Annotated in this window: 23 protein-coding genes and 1 riboswitch; of the genes, 14 read left to right on the top strand and 9 right to left on the bottom strand. The window is 67.6% G+C overall.

What is annotated here, in order from left to right; all coding sequences use genetic code 11:
• Window positions 1-93: 93 nt before the first annotated feature.
• The 3 genes from ACQEVO_RS25890 to ACQEVO_RS25880 all read left to right on the top strand — a co-directional run bounded on the left by ACQEVO_RS25890 (window position 94) and on the right by ACQEVO_RS25880 (window position 1881).
• Complete coding sequence (locus tag ACQEVO_RS25890) at window positions 94-420, top strand: hypothetical protein (RefSeq protein ID WP_432918171.1); 327 nt, start codon at window positions 94-96, stop codon at window positions 418-420.
• Between the two features lie 15 nt (window positions 421-435).
• Window positions 436-1527 carry a DUF6745 domain-containing protein gene (locus tag ACQEVO_RS25885; RefSeq protein ID WP_432918168.1) on the top strand — a complete coding sequence of 364 codons (1092 nt, stop codon included), beginning with the start codon at window positions 436-438 and terminating at the stop codon, window positions 1525-1527.
• A 108-nt stretch (window positions 1528-1635) separates the two neighbouring features.
• The gene (locus tag ACQEVO_RS25880; protein ID WP_432923000.1) at window positions 1636-1881 is read left to right on the top strand and encodes a DUF3017 domain-containing protein; all 246 of its coding nucleotides are present in this window, start codon (window positions 1636-1638) and stop codon (window positions 1879-1881) included.
• Between the two features lie 10 nt (window positions 1882-1891).
• Here the strand turns inward: ACQEVO_RS25880 and metX are convergent, their stop codons facing one another.
• Window positions 1892-3001, bottom strand: a complete 1110-nt coding sequence (metX, locus tag ACQEVO_RS25875) for a homoserine O-acetyltransferase MetX (protein ID WP_432922997.1) — start codon at window positions 2999-3001, stop codon at window positions 1892-1894.
• A gap of 253 nt (window positions 3002-3254) precedes the next feature.
• Window positions 3255-3365: riboswitch (SAM riboswitch) on the bottom strand.
• Window positions 3366-3639: 274 nt separating this feature from the next.
• On the opposite strand from metX, the gene ACQEVO_RS25870 reads away from it, so the two are divergent.
• Both ACQEVO_RS25870 and ACQEVO_RS25865 read left to right on the top strand, forming a co-directional pair.
• Complete coding sequence (locus ACQEVO_RS25870) at window positions 3640-4857, top strand: NADP-dependent isocitrate dehydrogenase (RefSeq protein ID WP_432918165.1); 1218 nt, start codon at window positions 3640-3642, stop codon at window positions 4855-4857.
• A gap of 522 nt (window positions 4858-5379) precedes the next feature.
• Entirely contained in the window at window positions 5380-6627 is a 1248-nt protein-coding gene (locus ACQEVO_RS25865) for an acyl-CoA dehydrogenase family protein (RefSeq protein ID WP_432918162.1), read from the top strand.
• 309 nt (window positions 6628-6936) lie between these two features.
• Here the strand turns inward: ACQEVO_RS25865 and ACQEVO_RS25860 are convergent, their stop codons facing one another.
• Window positions 6937-7785, bottom strand: a complete 849-nt coding sequence (locus tag ACQEVO_RS25860; protein WP_432918159.1) for an alpha/beta fold hydrolase — start codon at window positions 7783-7785, stop codon at window positions 6937-6939.
• A 133-nt stretch (window positions 7786-7918) separates the two neighbouring features.
• On the bottom strand, window positions 7919-8869 hold the full coding sequence (locus tag ACQEVO_RS25855; protein ID WP_432918156.1) for a transglycosylase SLT domain-containing protein: 951 nt from the start codon (window positions 8867-8869) through the stop codon (window positions 7919-7921).
• 288 nt (window positions 8870-9157) lie between these two features.
• Here ACQEVO_RS25855 and ACQEVO_RS25850 point away from each other — a divergent pair, with 288 nt between their 5' ends.
• From ACQEVO_RS25850 to ACQEVO_RS25840, 3 genes are read left to right on the top strand one after another with little or no spacing between them, the layout of a single operon-like run.
• A complete protein-coding gene (locus tag ACQEVO_RS25850) occupies window positions 9158-9940 on the top strand; it encodes an exodeoxyribonuclease III (RefSeq protein ID WP_432918152.1) in 783 nt (260 codons plus the stop codon).
• A 12-nt stretch (window positions 9941-9952) separates the two neighbouring features.
• Window positions 9953-10438: a ribonuclease domain-containing protein gene (locus ACQEVO_RS25845; RefSeq protein ID WP_432918150.1), complete on the top strand. Its 486-nt coding sequence runs from the start codon at window positions 9953-9955 to the stop codon at window positions 10436-10438.
• Window positions 10438-10929: a barstar family protein gene (locus ACQEVO_RS25840; protein ID WP_432918147.1), complete on the top strand. Its 492-nt coding sequence runs from the start codon at window positions 10438-10440 to the stop codon at window positions 10927-10929. The genes ACQEVO_RS25845 and ACQEVO_RS25840 overlap by 1 nt, the downstream gene beginning before the upstream one ends.
• An 82-nt stretch (window positions 10930-11011) precedes the next feature.
• Here the strand turns inward: ACQEVO_RS25840 and ACQEVO_RS25835 are convergent, their stop codons facing one another.
• Entirely contained in the window at window positions 11012-11671 is a 660-nt protein-coding gene (locus tag ACQEVO_RS25835; RefSeq protein ID WP_432918144.1) for a TetR/AcrR family transcriptional regulator, read from the bottom strand.
• A gap of 119 nt (window positions 11672-11790) precedes the next feature.
• Between ACQEVO_RS25835 and ACQEVO_RS25830 the strand changes: the two genes are divergently transcribed.
• The 3 genes from ACQEVO_RS25830 to yhjD all read left to right on the top strand — a co-directional run bounded on the left by ACQEVO_RS25830 (window position 11791) and on the right by yhjD (window position 14988).
• Entirely contained in the window at window positions 11791-12795 is a 1005-nt protein-coding gene (locus tag ACQEVO_RS25830; protein WP_432918142.1) for an oxygenase MpaB family protein, read from the top strand.
• Window positions 12796-12873: 78 nt separating this feature from the next.
• Window positions 12874-13908, top strand: a complete 1035-nt coding sequence (gene trpS / locus ACQEVO_RS25825; protein ID WP_432918139.1) for a tryptophan--tRNA ligase — start codon at window positions 12874-12876, stop codon at window positions 13906-13908.
• 42 nt (window positions 13909-13950) lie between these two features.
• Entirely contained in the window at window positions 13951-14988 is a 1038-nt protein-coding gene (gene yhjD / locus ACQEVO_RS25820; RefSeq protein ID WP_432918136.1) for an inner membrane protein YhjD, read from the top strand.
• A 53-nt stretch (window positions 14989-15041) separates the two neighbouring features.
• Here the strand turns inward: yhjD and ACQEVO_RS25815 are convergent, their stop codons facing one another.
• From ACQEVO_RS25815 to ACQEVO_RS25795, 5 genes are all read right to left on the bottom strand, one after another.
• Window positions 15042-16337, bottom strand: coding sequence for a D-alanyl-D-alanine carboxypeptidase family protein (locus tag ACQEVO_RS25815; RefSeq protein WP_432918133.1), 1296 nt, complete (start codon window positions 16335-16337; stop codon window positions 15042-15044).
• 121 nt (window positions 16338-16458) lie between these two features.
• Complete coding sequence (locus ACQEVO_RS25810) at window positions 16459-17556, bottom strand: adenosine deaminase (protein ID WP_432918130.1); 1098 nt, start codon at window positions 17554-17556, stop codon at window positions 16459-16461.
• Between the two features lie 84 nt (window positions 17557-17640).
• Complete coding sequence (locus tag ACQEVO_RS25805; protein WP_432918127.1) at window positions 17641-18945, bottom strand: thymidine phosphorylase; 1305 nt, start codon at window positions 18943-18945, stop codon at window positions 17641-17643.
• A 375-nt stretch (window positions 18946-19320) separates the two neighbouring features.
• Window positions 19321-20322, bottom strand: coding sequence for an LLM class flavin-dependent oxidoreductase (locus ACQEVO_RS25800; RefSeq protein WP_432918125.1), 1002 nt, complete (start codon window positions 20320-20322; stop codon window positions 19321-19323).
• 98 nt (window positions 20323-20420) lie between these two features.
• Complete coding sequence (locus ACQEVO_RS25795) at window positions 20421-20816, bottom strand: cytidine deaminase (RefSeq protein WP_432918122.1); 396 nt, start codon at window positions 20814-20816, stop codon at window positions 20421-20423.
• A 148-nt stretch (window positions 20817-20964) separates the two neighbouring features.
• On the opposite strand from ACQEVO_RS25795, the gene ACQEVO_RS25790 reads away from it, so the two are divergent.
• The 3 genes from ACQEVO_RS25790 (at window position 20965) to ACQEVO_RS25780 (ending at window position 22708) form a co-directional block, all read left to right on the top strand.
• Complete coding sequence (locus ACQEVO_RS25790; protein ID WP_432918120.1) at window positions 20965-21225, top strand: hypothetical protein; 261 nt, start codon at window positions 20965-20967, stop codon at window positions 21223-21225.
• A gap of 649 nt (window positions 21226-21874) precedes the next feature.
• Window positions 21875-22273: a succinate dehydrogenase, cytochrome b556 subunit gene (sdhC, locus tag ACQEVO_RS25785; RefSeq protein ID WP_432918118.1), complete on the top strand. Its 399-nt coding sequence runs from the start codon at window positions 21875-21877 to the stop codon at window positions 22271-22273.
• A gap of 3 nt (window positions 22274-22276) precedes the next feature.
• On the top strand, window positions 22277-22708 hold the full coding sequence (locus ACQEVO_RS25780; RefSeq protein WP_432918116.1) for a succinate dehydrogenase hydrophobic membrane anchor subunit: 432 nt from the start codon (window positions 22277-22279) through the stop codon (window positions 22706-22708).
• The last annotated feature ends 4 nt before the right edge of the window (window positions 22709-22712 follow it).

Below are 22712 nucleotides of genomic sequence, written 5' to 3'. Positions count from 1 at the left end.
CCCGCACCGGGAACCGCATGCGCGCAACGTTGTCGGTGGCCGCGGCTACCTTCCCGTGACATCGGCGCGAACGTGCCGAACGGGAGGAAAAGCATGTATCGCCAAGGGGACGTCCTGATAGTTCCGATCGCGGCCGAGAACGGCGCCGCGGCCGTCGAGCGATGGCAGCCCGCGCCGCGCGACCGGCGCGGCCGGATGGTGCTCGCGCTGGGTGAGGTGACCGGGCACGCGCACGCGATCACCTCGCCCGGCAAGCTGTTCCACGATCCGCACACACCGAATTCGATGGTGCTGCACCTGCCCGAGGGCGGGCGGCTGGTGCACGAGGAACATGCGGCGATCGGGCTGCCGAAAGGCTGGTACCGGGTGGTGCGGCAGCGCGAGTACGTACCGGGTGCCGTGCGGATCGTGGCGGACTGACCGGTGCCGGAAATCATGAGCGAGACAGAAATGAGCGCAGCGTTGACCGAGTTCGAGCAGTGGCGGGCGTTCTCCGCCACCACTGGCCCCGGCGACCGTGCCGCGGCCGAGGCAGGCGTCCGGCTCGCCTACGAAACCGCTGGGCTGGCGGCGCCGGAGCGGATCATCTGGGCGAGTTCACCGCTGGCGGCGGTGCACCTCCTGCGGCCGGAACTCGTGGCCGAGGCCGGGCGTTCGGTGCGCGAACAGGTGCGCAGCGCGCCCTGGGCGGCCGCGCGGGACCGGTTGCACGCCGCACTGGGTGCGCGGGAATTCGCCCGGCACTGGCAAGCCACCGGTGCCGCCCTGTGGGACCTCACCGAGCCGATCGTGGACCGGATCCGCGCCGGTGTGATCGCCGCGGCGGCCCCGGTCCCAGAAACCACCCGCGACGAGGACGCCGCCGCGAAGGAAGCCCTGCGGGCTGCCCGCCGCGAGGAGGTGCGGGTCCGGATGCTGCTGCTGGATGCGGTGATGGGCCAGCACGACGCCGCCTGGTTGTCGGCGTTCGACACGTCCTCTGGCGCGCCCTTGGCCGGCCTCGCCGCGGTGGCGCGGGAGGCGGGCTGGTGGTGGCCCTACGAGACGCTCGCGGTGATCAGCGAACGGCCCACCGCCCTCTATCGCGACGAGGCCGGCCGGCTGGACCGCGGCGACGGTCCGGCAATCGGCTACGGCGACGGATTCGGCCTCTACGCCTGGCGCGGAATGCCGGTACCCGCCGAATTCCTCGGGCAGCTGGCCGCGCTGACACCCGCGCGGATCCGCGCGGAGGAGAACGCCGAGCTGCGCCGGGTGATGCTGGAGTACTACGGCTACGACCGCTACCTGGCCGAATCCGGTGCCGAACCGCTGCAGCGCGACGACACCGGGGTGCTGTGGCGGATCGCGCTACCCGACGACGAGGACGTGGTGATGGTCGAGGTGGTCAACTCCACTCCGGAACCGGACGGTACGCATCGCACCTACTGGCTGCGGGTCCCGCCCGCCACCCGCACCGCACGCGAGGGGGTGGCCTGGACCTTCGGGCTCACGGCGCCGGAGTACGAACCGGTCGCGCAGACCTGACCGGCCGGATCTGGAACAATCGCACCCGTGACCCACGCCGAGACCGTGACCGAGGACGACCCCGGCACCGGCGGCCGCCTGGCCGTGTTCCTGCGCTGCCACCTGCCCATGGTGGTGGTCGTCGCGGTGATCGCGGTCGCCGTGGTTTTCGTCGCGCAGGACCGCTGGCGGCGCGGGGCGTTGTTCTTCGGCGGCGCGACGCTGATCGCCGCCGCCTTCCGGCTGTGCCTGCCGACGGTGCGGGTGGGGCTGCTGGCGGTGCGCAGCAGGCCGTTCGACGTGGGCGCGCTGACCCTGCTGGGCAGCGCGATCGTCTTCCTCGCCGCCACCATCAACACCCTCGGGGTGAGCTGAACCGGCCGCCTCAGCGGTGTTCGCGGGCCAGATCCATCGTCTGGACCAGCAGCTTCCCGATGGTTTCGGCCTCGGTGAGGAATCCGTCGTGGCCGTCGCGTGAGGAGATGACCTCGAAATGCCGGCAGCCCGCCAGCCCCTCGGCCAGTTCCTGCTGGGTGTGCAGCGGGTAGAGCCGGTCGGAATCGATACCGCCCACGATGCACGGCACCTCGCTGTGCGCCATCGCCGCCGCGATCCCGCCGCGGCCGCGGCCGATATCGTGGCGGTTCATCGCCTCGCTCAACAGCACATACGTAGCCGGATCGAACCGTTTGCACAGTTTCTCGGCCTGGTACTCGAGATAGCTCTGCACCGCGTAACGGCCGCCGTCCCACGGATCCTCACCGGCCTGCGGGCTGTTGGCGAACCGGCTGTCCAGCTCGACCTCGGTGCGGTAGGTGAGATGCGCGATCCGCCGCGCGATACCCATGCCGGCCATCGGCGCCCGGCCGGTGCCGTGATAGTCGCCGCCCTGCCAGTCGGGGTCGCCGGTGATGGCGGCGATCTGGGTGCTCTGTGTACCGATCTGGTCCGCGGTGGCGCGCGGGCCGACCGCGAGGACCAGCGCCGAGGCGATGCGCTCGGGGGCGCAGAGCATCCACTCCAGCACCCGCATACCGCCCATCGACCCGCCGACCGCCGCGGCCAGCCGGTCGATGCCGAGCACATCGAACAGTCGAAGTTCGGCGGTGACCTGGTCGCGGATGGAGATCTCCGGGAAGCGCGACCCCCACGGGGCGCCGTCCGGCGCCGGGGACGCGGGGCCGGTGCTGCCCTGGCAGCCGCCGAGCACGTTGGTGGCGACAACACACCAGTCGTCGGTGTCGATCGGCGCGCCCGGCCCGATCATCCCGTTCCACCAGCCCGGTTGGGGATGGTCGGCGTCCGGTTCACCCACCACGTGGGAGTCGCCGGTGAGCGCGTGCTCGATGAGCACCACATTGTCCTTGGCCGGCGACAGTTCGCCCCAGCGCTGCACGGCCAAGTGGACCGCCGGCAGCTGCGCGCCGTTCTCCAGTGTCAGGTCGCCGATATCGATCACGCCGAGGGTGCCGTCTGCCGGGGGAAGCTGCACCATGGGCACCGCCGCTGTCTGTTCGGTTCCCACCGTCACGCGAGCGCTTCCACACGCTCGGTCGTACAACCCGGCAATACCCGGGCTGCATCAATCCGGCTCCGGACCTGCGGCGCCGGAGGCGACGCCGAAAACACGGCGCGGGGGATACTGCCATCGGTCATATCGTGCTCCAGAAAAATTGGGGGTTGCTCGCCGCGACGCTGCGAGTGCCGGGCCCGAGGCGACCAGCACCGGCACATAACGGCGACCTCCTGACATGCGCTTGCTCCCGGCTTTCGGAAGCCCGGTCATCACCCGGAGCACCCCACCGCAGCAGGAGGGTTGCCGGCCAGCGAGCCGGGGCTTGGCGCTGGCGCTCATGACCTGCTCAATATGGTAGCGGGGCGTCGGGTGGGATCGAAATCCGCATACGCCGCCACCAGGTAATCTTGTGGCGAGATTCACCCTGTGAGATCTCACGACCGGGGCTGGCTGCACCGTGAGACAACCCGAAGCAGTACGCTCGTCTTGGTTACACCAGACGTCCCGTGGACAACGCGGGATGTATACGTTGTCTGTTGAACAGCTGGGGTCCGCTCACAAGCGTGTTCGCCTGGCCGTGCAATGAGGGCACCAGTCTTAGGAGGACACGAAGATCCATGTCCAAGATCAAGGTTGAAGGTACCGTCGTAGAACTCGACGGCGACGAGATGACCCGGATCATCTGGCAGTTCATCAAGGACAAGCTGATCCACCCGTACCTCGACGTGAATCTCGAGTACTACGACCTCGGCATCGAGTACCGCGACAAGACCGACGACCAGGTCACCGTGGACGCCGCCAATGCCATCAAAGAACACGGCGTCGGCGTGAAATGCGCGACGATCACCCCGGACGAGGCCCGCGTCGAGGAATTCGGGCTCAAGAAGATGTGGCGGTCGCCCAACGGCACCATCCGCAACATTCTCGGCGGCACCATCTTCCGCGCGCCGATCATCATCTCCAACGTTCCGCGCCTGGTCCCCGGCTGGACCAAGCCGATCATCATCGGCCGTCACGCCTTCGGTGACCAGTACCGCGCCACCGACTTCAAGGCCTTCCAGGCCGGCACCGTCACCCTCACCTTCACCCCCGAAGACGGCAGCGAGCCGATCGTGCACGAGGTCGTGAAGATGCCGGAAGAGGGCGGCGTCATCATGGGTATGTACAACTTCAAGAAGTCCATCGAGGACTTCGCGCGCGCCTCGTTCAACTACGGGCTGCAGCAGAACTACCCGGTCTACATGTCGACCAAGAACACCATCCTCAAGGCGTACGACGGCATGTTCAAGGACACCTTCCAGGAGGTGTTCGACGCCGAGTTCAAGACCCAGTTCGAGGCGGCCGGCCTCACCTACGAGCACCGGCTGATCGACGATATGGTCGCCTCCTCCATGAAATGGGAGGGCGGCTACGTCTGGGCCTGCAAGAACTACGACGGCGATGTGCAGTCCGATACCGTCGCGCAGGGCTTCGGTTCGCTCGGCCTGATGACCTCCGTGCTGCTCACCCCGGACGGCCGGACCTGTGAGGCCGAGGCCGCGCACGGTACGGTCACCCGGCACTACCGGCAGCATCAGCAGGGCAAGCCGACCTCGACCAACCCGATCGCGTCGATCTTCGCCTGGACCCGTGGCCTCGAGCATCGCGGCAAACTGGACAACACCCCCGAGGTGATCGGTTTCGCGCAGACCCTCGAGGATGTGGTCATCAAGACCGTCGAGGGCGGCCAGATGACCAAGGACCTCGCGCTGCTGGTCGGCGGCGACCAGGGCTACCTCACCACCGAGGAATTCCTCGCCGCGCTCGACGCGAACCTGGCCCGCGCACTGCGCTGACAACCCACGGCCCCACGGTCCCGGCGTGCTCCGGCACCCGGAGCGTGGAGCCGGAGCGCCCCGAAACCCCGAGAACAGGGCTGTGTTCTCGGGGTTTTGGTGTTTGTTTGCTCCGCCTTCGACCGAGCGCGATTTGGCCGCGACTCGAACGCGTCACGCGCGGAGGCAGCGAACCATCGGGCGCCGACCGCGCCGCGCCGCGCAGCGTCAGCGCCACCGAAACCCCTGGGGTTCGGCCCACTTCTGTCCCACACGCGCCCACGGCGGCGCCGAGTTCAGCGAGGCCCTGAGAGGGTTTGGCCCGTCCCTGCTTTCCGTGCTCGATGCGAGGCGGCGAAGCCGCGAGTGTCGAGTGCGGAAAGCAGGGACCAAGGGGGCCAAACCCCGCGGCGCCGCAGGCGCCGCAATTAAACACAGAAAGCTCAGCGAACAGGCGGCGGAACTGGCAGGCTGTCAACAAGGTGGATCCGTCGGGGTCTGCTCACTGATTTACGCCGTAATGCTGCTGCACGGAGGACGCCGATGTTCGAATGGTCCGATACCGATCTGATGGTCCGCGACGCTGTCCGGACCTTCATCGACAAAGAGGTGCGGCCCCACCTCGACGCGCTGGACAGCGGGGAAATGCTGCCCTACCCGGTGCTGCGCAAGCTCTACGCGGACTTCGGTATCGGCGCCATGGCCGAGGAAGCGCTGAACAAGCAGCTCGCCGCCAAACGCGCGGCGGCGGAAGGTGCGGAGAAGCCGGCCGCGGAGGACAGGGATTCGTCCGGTGGCGGGTTCGATCAGCAGACCATGATGGCCGTGCTCACCAGCGAGCTCTCCGGAGTCTGTATGGGTCTGTGCAGCTCCCTCGGGGTGAGCACCGGGCTCGGTGGCGCCACCATCCTCTCCCGCGGCACGCTCGCCCAGCAGGAGCGGTGGGTGCCCGATATCGTGAGCCTCCGCAAAATCGCGTGCTGGGCCATCACCGAACCCGATTCCGGGTCGGACGCCTTCGGCGGCATGAAAACCTACGTCCGCCGCGACGGCGAGGACTACATCCTCAACGGCCAGAAAACCTTCATCACCAACGGCCCCTTCGCCGACACCCTGGTCGTCTACGCCAAACTCGACGAAGGCGACGGCACCCCGGCGCGCGACCGCAAGGTGCTCACCTTCGTGCTCGACAAGGGTATGGAAGGCCTCGTCCAGGGCAAACCGTTCAAGAAAATGGGTCTGCACGCCTCGCCCACCGGCGAACTGTTCTTCGACAACGTCCGCCTGAGCCGCGACCGGCTGCTCGGCGAAACCGAGGAACACCGCGGCGGTGACGGCCGGGAAAGCGCCAAATCCAGTTTCGTGGCCGAACGCGTCGGGATCGGTTTCATGGCGCTCGGCGTGATCAACGAATGCCTGCGGCTGTGCACCGAATACGCCCGCAACCGCAAGTTGTGGGGTCAGGAGATCGGCCGTTTCCAGCTCATCCAGCTCAAGCTGGCGAAGATGGAGGTGGCCCGGATCAATGTGCAGAACATGGTCTTCAACATCATCGAGCGCGGGAAAGCCGGTAAACCGCTGAGCCTTTCGGAGGCATCCGCGGTGAAGCTGTACTCCTCGGAGGCGGCGACCGAGGTCGCGATGGAGGCCGTGCAGCTCTTCGGCGGCAACGGCTACATGTCGGAATACCGGGTGGAACAACTGGCCCGCGACGCCAAATCGCTGATGATCTACGCCGGCAGCAACGAAATCCAGGTCACCCACGTAGCAAAAGGCCTCCTCGCCCTCTGAGCCGCCGTCCGGAGCGACCTACCGGTTAGCCGCCGTCCGGACTTACCTGCCGGTTGGGCCAACGTCCACTCCGGGCGTGCCCAGCGGCGGGGCGGGTCTTACGAGGCCCCGAGAGGTTCAACATAACCCGGGAACCGAACGGGACCACGGCGGTGCCGAGTCTTACGAGGCCCTTGGAGGTTTTGGTCCGTCCCTGCTGTCAGCGCTCGATGCGATGCGGCGCAGCCGCGAGTGTCGAGTGCTGACAGCAGGGACCAAGGGGGCCAAAACCACGTGCCGCCGGAGGCGGCACCAAAAACACAGGGCCGATTACACAGCTCGCAAATGGTCGCGGCTGGCGTAGATGTGTTCGGCGACGAGGTTGGCGATCCGTTCGGGGTCCTCCAGCATGGGCACATGCCCGGCCCGGTTCAGCATGATGCGGTCCGCCGACTCGGGCAGTTCACGCAGGAACCGCCGGCCGTGCGCCGTGGCCGGCAGGACGCGATCGGAGTCGGCCAGGATCACCCGGACCGGGGTGTCGAGGTCGGACATATTCCCCAGGGACGGCCCCCGCAAGGTGCCGACGGTCAGCGCGGTCAGCGCGGGGCAGTGCAGTGCCGCCAGGATCACGGCCGAGATATCCGCGCGGGAGACTGCACGGGTGTTCTTGGTGAGCAGATGGGCCATCACCCAGCGCACGAGCCGGTGGTCGACCGGGGAGCTGCCGAGCTGCCGGAGAAGCTCGGTGATCGGGATCATCGGCGCAATCTTGGCGGCGGCACGGAACTGCGTCACCGACGGGGTTTTCCAGCCACCGGCCGGGGCGATCGCGGTGAGTGTGCGGGCCCGTCCCCGGCGCGCCAGTTCGAACCCGACCCAGCCGCCCAGCGAATTACCGGCGATATGGCAGGTTCGCCAGCCCATATCGTCCAATTGTTCCTCGACCCGGTCGGCCAGGGTGGCGGCGGAATAATGACCGCCCGGAAATTCCGGCCCACCCCAGTGCCCGCCCAGCGCCGGCGCGAAAACCTCGCACCGGGCGGCCAGCAGGGCGGCGGTCCGTTCCCAGCAATGCGGGGAGAGCAGGACGCCGTGCAGGAGGAGCAGCGGTTCGCCGGAGCCCAGATGCAGGGCGGTGACGGGCTCGGGTGCTGTGGTTGCGGAGGTGCCTGACATCGATGTCGTCACCCCTTCCTGGCAAGTAGCGGTGACCTGTCATTCTACGGTCGGGCGGGAAAGAAATCCGCACTGTCGGCCGAACCGGGAGGGCGACCGCCGGTCTCCATAGGCAGGCCTCCGCCGAACGCGGTCAGTAGCCCTTCGGGGAGGCTGCCGGGTTGGTTTGCTGGACCGCGGACTGCAGATTGCTTCCGTCCTTGGCAACATCGTATCGATCCATGACGTAGTTCATACTGGCCGCGACATTCGCGACAGGATCGTAGATATTATTGGACGTTCCGGTCACATGGTATGACTCGAAGGTTGCCGGAATCGTCTGGCAGAGGCCCCGTGAATGCTGTCCCGAAGCGGCATTCGAATCCCAGTTGTTGATGGCATTGGGATCGCCACCGGACTCCCGCTCGATCAGTACGAGATATCCACGCGTCCAGTTCTCCCGAGCCTGCGGGTCGTGTATACCCAGTGCGTCCAGAGCGCCGTCGATGGCTGCCTTCACATCCTTGCTTCCGGTATAAGCGGCGTAGTCGGCGTCGGTCGCGGCGGCGACGTACTCCACACCGTCGTTGGCCGCCGATGAGGCGGGCGAATTCGGAGCGATGGACGGCAACAGCGGGCCCGATGCCGCGGGGCTGATACTGCGGGGATGTGTCGGGTCGTCGAGTTCGATACCGAGCGCCTCGGCTGCCGCGCGGTCCGAAACGCCGCTCACCTGCTCATACGTTGTGTTGACCGTATCCCAGAGCGCCGTGAAGAGACCGCTGACGACGGTACTGGGCAGTGCCTGCTGTGGGTTGCCCTGCGCATCCCGCACCGGGTCGCCGTTCTCGTCGGTCACGGTGTATACCGAGCCGTGGGCGGCATCGATCTTTTCGTTGAGTTCGCCGACCGATGTGTCGACAGCATCGTAGGCATCCGTGACCGCCTTGCCGATCCCGCTGGTTCGCACGGTAATACCGTTGTCCTGCCGGTCGTAATCGGACTTGACCCGGTTCACGTCGTTTTTGTGCTCGCTGTAACGGTCGAGTATTTCCGCCTGGCCGTCCGGATCGGAGACTCCCTCGTTGTGCAGCAGCTGCCACATATCGGGGGCTTGGGATGGCGTGCCCGAACCCAGCAGCTCGATCTGTTTCTGGACAACTCCCTCGGCCGTCACGAAAAGTGCCTTCAACCCCTCCGGGGCGCAGGCGGGCAGCTCGTGTAGATCGCCCATTTTCTTGGTGCTGGGAGGGCTCATCGGCAGTTCGCATTCGCCCGGAGAGATATTGTCAGCACACAACGATTATCGAATCTTCCCCGGCCTGGGAACTTCCGCCGGAAGGTCCGTCGGGCGCCAGCGGGCGGTCGCGACGTGCCCTTGTACTGTCGACCTGTGCCATACATCCTCTCCACCGTCAATGTCAACGGCGTCCGGGCCGCGGCAGGCAAGGGTTTGCTGGCCTGGTTGAGCCGGACCGAGGCCGATATCGTCTGCCTGCAGGAGACGCGTGCCGACGACACCCAGATCGCGGCCGCGCTCGCTCCGGCGCTCGCCGAGGGCTGGCAGCTCGCGCATGCCGAGCCCGGTGCGAAAGGCCGTGCGGGGGTGGGGGTGCTGTCGCGGCGGCCGATGCGGTCGGTGCGGGTGGGGATCGAACCGGACAGTGAATTCGTTTCCACCGGTAGGTATATCGAGGTCGAATTCGACGATGTGACCGTGGCCAGCGTCTACGTGCACACCGGTGAGGCGGAAACGCCCCGGCAGGACGAGAAATACCGGTTCCTCGACGAGCTGGCCGCGCGGATGTCCACCCGCACCGGAGCATTCGTCATCGCCGGTGACTGGAATATCGCGCATACCGAACGGGACCTGAAGAACTGGAAGGGCAACCTGAAGAAATCCGGTTTCCTGCCCGCCGAACGGGCCTGGCTCGACCGGCAACTCGCCGCCGGGTACGTGGATGTGGTGCGAGAACTTCATCCGGAGGGGGATGGTCCGTTCAGCTGGTGGTCGTATCGTGGGCGCGCGTTCGACAACGACACCGGGTGGCGCATCGATTACCACCTGGCGACGCCGGAGGCGGCCGAGCGGGCGAAACAGGCCGTGGTCGAACGTGCCGCGACCTATGCCGAGCGCTGGTCCGACCATGCTCCGGTGACCGTCCAGTATCGATAAAAGGGGAGTACTGTGCGCGCGAAAATCCTGAAGATCCTGTCGGCGGCCGGTGCGGCCGTGGTGGCGATCGTGGTCGCCTTCCTGAGCACTCAGGGCAGTGGTGACGAGGGCTCACCGGCGGCCTCGCTGTCCAGAGCCGCGGCGGCTTCCTCGACCGTGAGTGCCTCGGTTTCGCCGGGCGGGGCCACCGATTCGCCGGTGGCTTCACGGGTCTCCGGGGTGCCGGAGCGGGCCTACACCACGCTCGCCGAGATCGACGCGGGCCGCTGGCCGGATTCGGCGAACGCGCCCGGAACGAAGGGCGGCGAAACCTTCCGCAACCGCGAGGGCCGGCTCCCGGCGACCGACGAGTCCGGGAAAAAGATCACCTACCGGGAATGGGACGTGAACCCGAAGAAACCCGGACAGTCTCGCGACGCCGAACGCATCGTCACCGGCAACGACGGTTCGGCCTGGTACACCGGCGACCACTACGACACCTTCACGAGGATGCGGTGATGCCGGGAACGCCGGCGCTCAGGGATTTCCTGTCGCTGTCCTACGATACGGAGCTCCGGCCGCGCGACGAAGCCCTCACCGCCATCGGCACGGTGGCTGTGGACGCGGCCGAGTTCAGCGGGGTCCGGTTCCAGGCGGAGTCCATGGGGTATCGGGTATTCGAACTGCGCGGGACGCGCATGCGTACCCTCGGCGCGCTCTACGACGAATTTGCCGCCGCGCTGCAGTTCCCGTACTTCTTCCGGCCGAACAAGGACTCGTTCGACGAATGTATGTGGGATCTCTTCGATACCGCCGATCACCCGGGTAGCGGGTACCTTCTCGCGATCCGCGACGCGGGTGAGCTGCTGGCCGCGGAACCGCACGAGCGGGAATGGTTCGCAGAGGCGATCGACGACTATTCGACTGTCTGGCAGCGGCTCAACCTGCTCTTCCGGGTGGTCCTGCAGGGCGGGCCGGAGGGATTGGCAGCAGTGCCGATCCATTTGTGAGCGCCACGAACCGGCCGTCCGGGAGCGGCCGGGAACCCGGAGTCCACGCCGCCGAAGCCATCCCGCACGCTCGGTGCGGCCCTCACTGCTCTTCGGCGGTGTACCTCGCCTCTGTCCGGTGCGCAAAATCCTCACCGAGGAGGACGAAGACGTCGGTGGTGTAGTCGATCAGGGTGTCCCGGCTGATCGGTAGGTCGCCACGGACCCAGCTGGTGAGGGTTTGGACCAGGCCGCCGACCAGGTAGGTGGCGCGGAAATCGATGACCGGGTCGGGTGCCGGGGTGGTGACGCCGTAGTACTCGATCCCTTCGCTGGCCACCAGGCGGGCGAAGACGCGGATGGTTTCGGTGGTGCGGGCGCGCAGCTGCGGGGTGGCCATGGCGGCGACCATGGTCACCTCCGTTTTGCGGGGGTCGTCGGTGAGCAGATGGATTCCGGCGGTGATCGCGGCGTGCGCTTTGGCGCGGGAGTCGCCGGTCGCGGTGTGGGCTGCCGTGGTGATCGCCAGGACCAGCTCCTCGGCGATGCTGTCCACCAGGGCGGTCAGCACATCGTCTCGGCTGCCGAAGCTCTCGTAGTAGTAGCGCTCGTTCAACCCGGCCTGGGTGCACATCCCCGACACGGTCAGCTTGTCCAGGCCCTGGGTGCCGATGATCTCCAGCGCCGCATCGAGGAGCGCGGCCCGCCGCTGGGCCCGCCGTTCCTCCGCGGACAAACCGCCGTACGTGCGTTGCGCTGCCATCCCTAAATGATGGCGGGTCGGCAACTCCGGGGTGTGGGCGGGGAACCCGGCGGAGTCGTGGCCGGTTATTTGGTGGTGAGTCTTGCCAGAAGTAGTGAACTGGTGGATGCTATTTCCAGATGCGCGGGCGCGCAGGGCTCGATGCCGAGCAGGACCGGGAGGCTGAGATGGCCATGGATACGGGGTACTTTGCCGACGATTCGATGATCCGGCGGGTGATGCGCAAACGGGCTGTCGGGCTCACGTACGGGCTGCGGGCGCTGGTGATCGGGGCGGTCCACCCACTGCTCTATGTGGGGACGGCCGAATCCACCGAGCACCGGGATACGCCCTACACCCGGCTGGCGCTCACCGGGAAGCTGTTCGAAGCGGTGTTCTTCGGGACGAAAGAAGAGGCCGACCGGGCGCTCGAGTTCACCGGGAAGAAGCACAAGAAGGTGGTGGGGCGGCTACCGGAGGATGCGGGCGCACATCATCCGGCGGGAACGGCGTATTCGGCCTACGACCCGCAGCTGAGCTTCATGACGATGGCGTTCACCTTCGACTCGGCGGAGGTCATGTACGACCTGCTGGTCCGGCGGCTCGGCGACGGGGAGCGGGAGGGGCTGTACCAGGACTATGTGCGCTGGGGGGAGCTGTTCGGGATGCCGCGCGCGGCCGCGCCGGCCGATTACCGGGCGTTCCGGGAGTACTTCGACGGCTACCTCGCCTCCGACGAGCTGTTCCTCACCGACGAGGCGCGCAAGGTCGGCAACTATCTGAGCGGGCATGTGGTGCCGTACCCGCAGCCGCTGCCGGCGCGGCAGGTGAGTTCGGCGTACTACCTGCTGGTGCAGGGCAGCCTGCCGGAGCGGATCCGGCGGATGTACGGGATCGAGTGGAAACGCGCCGACGAGCTCGCCTACCGCGGGCTGGCGCAGTCGGTGCGCAATGCGCACAGTGTGCCGTCGTGGCTGGTGCCGCGGCCGGTGAAAACCGCGTTGAACGGGCCCAGTGCGCCGGTGTACAAGCTGATCACCAAGCAGGAGCAGGAGCTGGCCCGGGCCGGAAAGCGGAGCATGCCGGCCATCGACCCGCGCCCCTGGCGTGAGCGGGTCAGGCCCGGAGGCGGTAGCGCAGCGTGACCACGCAGGGCCCCCGCTCACGCCCAATGGATGCGGGTAGAGCGAAATTCCGCTCGAGCCACATGCGAAGATCGGGGCATGTCCAGTCCTGCCCAGACCCCGGCCGCCGGGGAGCGTAAACAGCGGGTGCTGTCCGGTATCCAGCCGACGAGTGCCTCGTTCCATCTCGGGAACTATCTCGGTGCCCTGCAGTACTGGGTGACGCTGCAGGACGATTACGACGCGCTGTACTTCATCCCGGATATGCACGCCATCACCGTGGCGCAGGAGCCGAAGGAACTGCGCAAACGCACTCGGGTCGCGGCGGCGCAGCTGTTCGCGCTGGGTATCGACCCGGCGCGCTCCACCCTGTTCGTGCAGTCGCAGGTGCCCGAGCACGCGGAACTGGCATGGGTGCTGAGCTGTATCACCGGGTTCGGTGAGGCGAGCCGGATGACCCAGTTCAAGGACAAATCGGTGAAGCAGGGCGCGGACAACACCACCGTCGGGTTGTTCACCTACCCGGTGCTGATGGCCGCCGATATCCTGCTCTACCGGCCGCATCAGGTGCCCGTGGGGGAGGATCAGCGCCAGCATCTCGAGCTCACCCGCAATCTCGCGCAGCGGTTCAACACCCGGTTCAAGAAGACGTTCGTGGTCCCGGAGGCCCATATCGTCAAGGGCACCGCGAAGATCTACGACCTGCAGGATCCCACCGCCAAGATGAGTAAATCGGCGAGTTCGGACGCGGGCCTGATCAACCTGCTCGACGACCCGAAGGTGAGCGCGAAGAAGGTGCGCTCGGCGGTCACCGATACCGAACGCGAGATCCGCTACGACGTGGAGAACAAACCGGGGGTCAGCAACCTGCTGGTGATCCTGTCGGCGCTCACCGAGACCCCCATCGTGACCCTGGAGAAGGACTACGCCGGCCGCGGCTACGGCGATCTGAAAGCCGATGTCGCCGACGCACTGACCGGATTTGTCGCGCCGTTGCGGGCGAAAGTGGAAGAGTACATGGCGGATCAGGGCGAACTCGATCGCATTCTCGCCGCAGGAGCCGAGCGTGCGCGCGAGATCGCCGGCAACACTCTCGCACAGGTCTACGACCGGGTCGGGTTCCTGGCTCGCTGAACGGTCGAGGCCGGTGCGCGTTGGCGATGAGGGGCGCAGACAGTGCAGGTGATCGACAACGGTAAAGCCGCCGTCCAGCGGATGATCGGGCAGCGGCCCTGGCTGGACCATATGGTTCGCGCCGCCGGCAGATATCAGGACCAGCGTGGTGACTACTACGCCGCGGGCATCACGTACTTCACCGTGCTGTCCCTTTTCCCGCTGCTGATGATCGCGTTCGCCATCGCCGGTTTCGTGCTGGCCGGCAACGAGGAGTTGCTGCGGGAGCTACAGGACAAGGTCGTCGAGAACATCCCGGGGGAGATGGGCACCCAGCTCAACGATCTGATCGATCAGGCCGTGGGTTCCCGCGGTGCGGTCGGTGTCCTCGGCCTGCTGACCGGGCTGTACTCCGGGCTCGGCTGGATGGCGAACCTGCGTAAGGCGCTCACCGAGCAGTGGGAACAGAAATCGAACGAGGACAACTGGTTCCGCACCAAACTCTCCGATCTGCTGGCGTTGCTGGGGCTCTTCCTGGCGCTGGCGATTTCTCTCGGATTGTCGGTGCTGGCGTCGAGCAGGCTCGGCGTGCAGGTGCTCCAGCTGCTCGGGCTCGAGGAGATGCCGGGGTCGCGGTGGCTGCTGTGGCTGTTGTCGACCGTGCTCGCGCTGGTCGCCTCGTGGGCGTTGTTCGCGTGGATCATCGCCCGGTTGCCCCGGGAGCCGGTGACCTTGCGCAGCGCCGCGAAGGCGGCGGTGCTCGCGGCGCTCGCGTTCGAGGTGTTCAAGAACATCGCCGGTATCTACATGCGGTCGGTGCTGAGCAGTCCGGCGGGCGCGGCGTTCGGGTCGGTGATCGGCATCATGGTGTTCAGCTATGTGGTGTACCGGATCATCCTGTTCGCCACCGCGTGGGCGGCGACGGCGCGGGAGAACGAGCGACTCGCCTCGGTGCCGGTACCGGAACCCGCGGTGATCCGGCCGCGGGTGCAGACGGCCGGACGACCCGGAATCGGCGGGGCGGCAGCGTTGTTCGGCGCGGGTGCGCTCGCGACCCTGGGGGTCACCCGGTTGCGGCGGGGCCGGCGCGGAACGCGGTAGCCGGCGCGGTTGTCGCTGCCCATCCGAGAATCGCTGTCCGGCACCGCCTGTCCTCAGTGTCGCCGAGTACGCACGTGCCAGGTGCCGACCAGCAGGATCGGGACCAGGATCAACCCGGCGACCATGAGGAACATCCAGAGCTCCTCGTAGGCACTTTCGGACGCGGGCTGCGCCGAATACGCGATATCGCCGTCGCCGGGTGGCGCGGCCAACGCGGGCGCCCCGGAACCGGATTCGGCCTCGTCACCGGGGATATCGCCGACCTTCGCGGCCGGGCCGAGCACGAAACCGTAGTCGAGCAGCCGGGCGGCCTGTTCCCATGGCCGGATCGGCAGCACATCGGCCTGCAGCAGGGTGACGACCAGCCGCCGCCCGTCGCGTTCGGCCGCCGCGACGAAGGTCTGCCGGGCGTCGTCGGTGAAACCGGTTTTACCGCCCAGCGCTCCCGGATAGTTGTAGAGCAGGCCGTTGTCGTTCGCGATCGGGAAACCGGGGTGGTCTTGATCGCCCGGGATCCGCGGATCGGGCGGGTAGCCGGGGAAATCGAGTTGTTCGGTGCCGATCATCTGCGCGAACAGCGGAATCGACATGGCCTCGCGGAACAGCAGCGACAGATCGTAGGCCGAGGTGCTCATCCCCGGTCCGTCCAGGCCGGACGGGGTCGCGGCGCGCGTGTCGTAGGCGTGCAGAGCCTGCGCGAGATCGTTCATCTTCGCGACCGCGGCCTCGTCGCCGCCGAGTTGCGCGGCGATCGCATGCGCGGCGTCGTTACCCGACGCCATCACCAGGCCGTGCAGCAGCTGGCGGTTGGTGTACCGGCCACCCGGGCCGATCCCGACCCTGGTGCCCTCCACATCGGCATCGGCCTGGGTGCCGACCACGACCTTGTCCAGATCGAGTGTGCGCAACGCGACGGTCGCGAGCAGCACCTTGATGGTGCTCGCGGGGCGGTACCGGCCGTGCGGATCCTTGGCGGCCAGCACCGCGCCGGTGTCCAGATCGGACACCATCCACGCGGTCGCGGAGATATCCGGCGGTACCGCGGGCGCACCCGTCGGCAGGACCACACCGCATTCGCCGAGGCGTTTGCCGCCGATCGGTGGATCCGGGACGGGCAGCGGGGTGGGGGCCTGCTGCCCGGGTTCGGGAACTTCGGAGGAATCGATGGCGGGCGGCGGCTGGGTTTTCTGCGGGCAGGTATCGGTGACCGGAGTCGCGAACGGGGTGGGCGGTGGCGGAGGCTGCGCGATCGCGGGTCCGCCGGTGATCATCGGACCGGCCGCGAGAACCGCGGCGGTGAGCACCGAGCCGAAACGGCGGGCGGTGCGCTGGAGCTCGGTGGTGTACATCGGGGAAGAGCCTAGAAGTTCTCGGCCGCCGATGCTGACGCCGCCGGGCTCCCACCCTGCCGGTCACGCCGGATACGGCGGGTAAGTGCAGGTCAGCCGGTTCGGAGTGTCGCGCCTCCCCTCACCCGAGGAGAACCGCGTACCCCGGTTTGATGATGTCGTCGATGATCCGCAGCCGCTCCGGGAACGGGATGAACGCCGATTTCATCGCATTGATGGTGAACCGTTCCAGATCACTCCAGCCGTAGCCGAAGGCCTGATGCAGTTTCAGCATTTCCCGGCTCATACTGGTATCGCTCATCAGCCGGTTGTCGGTGTTCACCGTGACCCGGAAACGCAGCCGGGCGAGCAGGTCGAACGGGTGCTTGTCCAGCGCGGGTACCGCCCCTGTCTGGACATTCGACGAAGGACACAGTTCCAGCGGCACCCGGGTATCGCGCACGTATTGGGCGAGCCGGCCCAGCCGGGCGTCCTCGATCGCGCCGCGCACCTCGATATCGTCGACGATCCGCACCCCGTGACCCAGCCGGTCGCAACCGCAGAACGCCAGCGCCTCGTGGATGGACGGCAACCCGAACGCCTCACCCGCGTGAATCGTGAAGTGGGCGTTGTTCACCCGCATGTACTCGAACGCGTCCAGGTGCCGGGTGGGCGGGTAGCCGGCCTCCGCGCCCGCGATATCGAAACCGCACACCCCGCGATCCCGGAAGCGCACCGCCAGTTCCGCGATCTCCCGCGAGCGTGCGGCATGCCGCATGGCGGTCAGCAGACAGCGCACCACGATCGGCTGCCCGGCGGCCGCGGCGGCCGCCTCCCCGGCGGCGAATCCGGCGAGGACGTGTTCGACCACTTCGTCGAGAGTGAGGTCGCGTTCCAGGTGTTGTTCGGGAGCGAACCGGACCTCGGCGTAGACCACGCCGTCGGCGGCCAGATCCTCGGCGCATTCCCGGGCCACCCGGTGCAGTCCCTCCGGCGTCTGCATCACCGCGACGGTATGGGTGAAGGTTTCCAGGTAGCGCTCCAGCGAGCCGCTGTCGGCGGCGTTGCGGAACCAGTGCGCCAGCGAGTCGGCGTCGTCGGCGGGGAGCTGGTCGTAGCCGCAGTCGCGGGCCAGTTCGAGAACCGTCGCGGGCCGCAGACCGCCGTCGAGGTGATCGTGTAGCAGCGCCTTGGGCGCGCGGCGCAGGGAAGCGAGATCCAGCGGCATGGGTCCGGTCATGTCTCGACGGTATCGCCGAATCCCGGGCCGGGCAGCCGTACGCTCCGAAAGGTCCCACCTCTTCGGCTCCCGCTCACCCCGAGTTCAACCGCGGGCCGCGCTCACCCGATCCAGGATCACAACGCCACGGGGGTTGTTGCGCGGGGGTTGTGGACCGATCGTGACCGCCTCCGCCAGCGCCTCCACGGCGCCGGGCAGTGCGTGCGGTGTATCGGTGTGCAGGGTGAGCAGCGGTTGACCGGTGGTCACCCGGTCGCCGACGGTCGCATGCAGCTGTACACCGGCGCCCGCTTGGACCGGGTCGCCCTGCCGGGCGCGCCCGGCTCCCAGCCGCCAGGCGGCGATGCCGACCGCGCGGGCGTCGAGGCGGGTCACGGTGCCGGAGCCGGGGGCGGAGAGGGTTTCGGTGTGCGTGGCGGTGGGCAGTGGGGCGTCCGGATCGCCGCCCTGGGCGCGGATCATGGTGCGCCAGTGGTCCATTGCCCGGCCGCCGGCGAGAGCCTGTGCCGGATCGGTGTCGAGTCCGGCCAGCGCGACCATCTCGCGGGCCAGCGCCAGGGTCAGTTCCACCACATCGGCCGGGCCGCCGCCCGCCAGGACTTCGATCGCTTCGGCGACTTCGAGCGCGTTTCCCGCGGTGCGTCCCAGCGGTGTGTCCATCGCCGTCAGCAGTGCGACCGTGCGCACGCCTGCGTCGGCACCCAACTCGACCATGGTGGTGGCCAGTGCGTGCGCCTCGGCGTGGGTCGGCATGAAGGCTCCGGTGCCGACCTTCACATCGAGGACCAGCGCGGCAGTGCCCTCGGCGATCTTCTTGCTCATGATCGAACTGGCGATCAGCGGAATCGATTCGACCGTGCCCGTGGTGTCGCGCAGCGCGTAGAGCCGTTTGTCCGCGGGGGCGAGATCGGCGCCCGCGGCACATACCACGGCGCCCGCGGCCGGGTCGGTGAGAATTTCCCGCATCCGGTCCGGGGCGATATCGGCGCGCCAGCCGGGGATGGATTCGAGTTTGTCCAGGGTCCCGCCGGTGTAACCGAGGCCGCGGCCCGACAGTTGGGGTACGGCCGCGCCGCAGGCCGCCACCAGCGGTGCCAGCGGCAGGGTGATCTTGTCCCCGACGCCGCCGGTGGAGTGCTTGTCCACCGTGGGCCGGGGAAGATCGGTGAAATCCAGCCGCCGGCCCGAGTCGATCATGGCCCGGGTCCAGCGGGCGGTTTCCCGGCGACTCATCCCGCGGAGCACGATCGCCATCGCCAGCGCCGACATCTGCTCGTCGGCCATCGCGCCGTGAGTGAAAGCGTTTATGGCCCAATCGATCTGCTCGTCGGAGAGTTCGCCGCCATCGCGTTTGGCCCGGATGATCGATATCGCGTCGTATGCCGTCACGTCCCCAGTCTCGCAGCGCTGTCGACGAAAGGCCGGAGTCCGGTTGCCGGTGGGTTTCGGGGGAGCCGGGCTCTTTCGTCGTCGCTCGCGGTGCGGTCCGCTCGGCGGAGCCCGGTAGGTACGGCGTGCGAGAGGTCGTGAACTACCGCTCGGCCGGCCCGGACACCTCGCCTTCCGCGGCGTCGGATCGATGACATCACCACGCGGCGGCTCCCGGCCGGGCAATCCGGCGTGCAGCGATACCTCGCGGAGCCGGCTCGGCACGCCGTCACCCTGGCAGCATGTGACGAAACCCGGCGCCGCACGGTCGATCGGTTGTGTGCGCGGTGGACGAGAGCCGCCCCGGCGTTCTTGATCGCGGACGCTACTGCGCGCTCATTCCTGGAGGGCGCGCAAGGTTTCGAGGCGGTGCTCTACGGTCGGGCCGGTGGGGGCGACGATGATCTCGTCCGCACCGGTTTCCTTCACCAGCGTGTCGAGCCGGTCGAGCACCTGCTCGCGGGTGCCCACCGCCTGGTCGGCGTTGCGGTCGTCGACGAACGCGTTCTCGGCGTCCGACCACGGGTGCGCCTCGGCCTCCTCCAGCGTCGGGATGCGCTGCGGCAACTGGCCGGTGCGCATCCGCAGCTGGACCAGGCTCTGCGGCAGCGTGCGGCGGCGGGCTTCGGCCTCGGTATCGGCGACCACCGTCGCCACCGCCAGCATCGAGCGCGGTTCGCTCAGCACCTCCGAGGGCCGGAACTCGCGCCGGTACAGCTCGAACACCAGGGGAGTGGTGCGCCCGCCCGCGAAATGATGCGCGAACGCGAACGGCAGACCCATCATGGCGGCGAGCCGGGCACTGAAATCGCTGGAACCGAGCAGCCACATCTCCGGGGGATCGCCTTCGCCCGGAATCGCCCGGATCCGGTCGCCCTGCCCGCCCCGCAGCGGCGGGATGGTGCCGAAGTAGGCGAGCAGCTCCACCACCTGCTTCGGGAAATCCTCCACGGCCTCGGCGGCGGCGCCGCGCCGGATGGTGGCCGAAATCAGCGGATCGGTTCCGGCCGCCCGGCCCAGGCCCAGATCGATCCGGTCCCCGTACAGCGCGACCAGGGTGCCGAACTGTTCGGCCACCACCAGCGCCGCGTGATTGGGCAGCATCACCCCGCCCGACCCCACCCGGATCCGCTCGGTCGCCGCCGCCACGGCGGCGATCAGTACCGGCGGCGCCGAACTCGCGATCCCCGGCATGCCGTGGTGCTCGGCCACCCAGAACCGGCGGAACCCCAGTCGCTCGGCTTCGCGGGCGACGGTCAGGGTATCGGCCAGCGCCTGCCGATGGGATCCGTCGGCGGCGACGGCGGCAAGGTCGAGAACGGAGAGGGGAACTGTCATACCCGAACCAACCCGTCGGGTGGCGCCGGGATTCCGGTTCCGCCGGATTCCGCGGCGCACCCCACGCCGCACACGCCCGGCGCACGCCGACCCCGGGTTCAGGTACGGCCCGCGGCGAGATCGTCCGGTCCGAAGGCGTCGCGCAGCAGCTCTCCGAGTGGGACAGGTCCTGCGGGATGGTCGACCAGCAGTTCTTTCCCGCCGAACTCGTACAGCACCTGCCGGCAGCGACCACAGGGCAGCAGGATCGCCCCCCGCGAATCGCACACCGAGACCGCGATCAGCCGGGCGCCCGACCGGATACGTTGATTACCGGCCAGGACGCATTCCGCGCACAAGCCCAGCCCGTAGGACGCGTTCTCCACATTGCAGCCGGTCGAGATCGCCTCCCCGTCCCAGCTCGCCGCCCCCACCGGGAACCGCGAGTAGGGCGCGTAGGCCTTTCCCATCGCCGCATAGGCCGCGGCCCGCAGCTCGTCCCAGTCGATTTCCATAGGTGCTCCCGTGGTCGGTGTGCTCGAACGGCCCGGTTCTCCCGTACATCTTCACTTCTCCGGTGCGGTGAAACACGGTGCCGAGTTCGGAGATAAGTAGGGTGCCGGGCCGTCCGGCCCGGCCTCGTGGTCGCCAGGAAGGTACCGAATGACGCTTCCGAGGTTCCTCATCGTGATGGTCTATTCGAAGCTGTTGTTGTCCAAGCTCAATGCGTTCGACCAGGTCGAAGTGCGGCTGGAGTATCAGATCGTGCCCGATTACGACGCCGATCCGGCGGTGGGCAGGTATCCGGAGAGCGCGGCGGCGAGCCAGGCCCTGCTGGGGCATGTCACCGGGGATGTCGTGAATACGGTGTTCAACGACGAAGCGGTGCGGTTGCGGGTCGAGGCGATCGTCGAGGGCGACTGAGGTTTCGCCGGCACGCTGCGGGGCCGTCCTCGGTACCGGGCTGGGTGGAGACCTCCGCACAGCCCGGCACCGGCCCGGTGCCGGGACGGAGGTTCGGGGCGCGCGGGTTTTCGCGGAACTTCCACCGCACCCGGATCCGTCCGCTACTGTTGAGTAACTTGGGCCTATTCGACTGAGACATTTTGCACATTGCCCCCGCGCACAATGGCGACCCGGGCATTGAGAGCATTCGTCGCAACCGGAAATCGGCGGCCTTTCCCGCGGCGCTGTCGCGGGTGTCGAAATTGGGCGAAATGACTTGTGGCGCAATGCTTTACCGGTGCTGCCGCGTCGAGTCGAGTATTCGATACGCCAGGTCGTGCGGGCGTGCCTGACCCGTCGCATAACCCCGTAGCGACCGAACAAAGGTAACCCTAACCTGTGTGATCCAGGCGCAACGCGCGGCACGCCGAATTAGTTCCCCGAATGTGAGGGGATTAGAGTCCAGAACAGATCGGTTACACGTTCGGCGGCGGCGAGCCCAGCGACCGCGGCCCCGGGATAGGGCCCTGTCACATCCGGCTGGTGCGTCACCGAATTCCGGCCCCGCCGCACCGGTGCCGGGATCTGTGACCGGGTCCATCAACGATGTTGGAGGCACCGAGACTCTATGGCCACGATAGAAGCTCCGGCTCAGCCGAAGCGCAAAACGCTGTACCGAGGCGACCCCGGAATGTGGTCCTGGGCCCTGCACCGGATCACCGGTGTCACGGTCTTCTTCTTCCTTTTCGTGCACGTCCTGGACACCGCGCTGGTCCGGGTGAGTCCCGAAATGTACGACGACGCGATCGCGATCTACAAGACCCCGATCGTCGCGCTCATGGAAATGGGCCTGGTCTTCTGCGTGCTGTTCCACGCGCTCAACGGTGTGCGGGTGATCCTGGTGGACTTCTGGTCCAACGGACCGCGCTACCAGAAGCAGATGCTGTGGGGCATCATCGGCCTGCTGGTGGTGCTCATGGTGCCCTCGATCGGCCGCATGTTCTACCTACTGTTGACGGAGCACTGAGCCATGTCTGCACCTGTTCTCGGTAAGTCCTACGATCGTCCGGCCAGCCTGGATCTGCCGCGTTCGCCCCGGGGCCGTGCCAGCGGCAACTTCGAGAAGTACGCGTGGCTGTTCATGCGGTTCTCCGGTGTCGCGCTGATCGTGCTGGTCCTCGGCCATATGGCGATCATGCTGCTGCTCGACGGTGGAGTGAAGCGGCTGAACTTCGCGTTCGTCGCCGGCCGGTGGTCGAGCCCGTTCTGGCAGATCTGGGATCTGGCCATGCTGTGGCTGGCGCAGCTGCACGGCGGTAACGGTCTGCGCACCGTGATCGCCGACTACTCGCGCAAGGATTCGACCCGGTTCTGGCTGAACACGCTGCTGGTGCTGTCGATGATCCTGATCATGGGCGTGGGCACCTACGTCATCTTCACCTTCGACCCCAACATCAGTTAGGAAC

It is taken from the genome of Nocardia sp. CA-290969, from assembly GCF_050936135.1.
Classification (GTDB): domain Bacteria; phylum Actinomycetota; class Actinomycetes; order Mycobacteriales; family Mycobacteriaceae; genus Nocardia.
The sequence above is the reverse complement of the archived record's forward strand: the minus strand, read 5'-3'. Positions and strand labels throughout refer to the sequence as shown.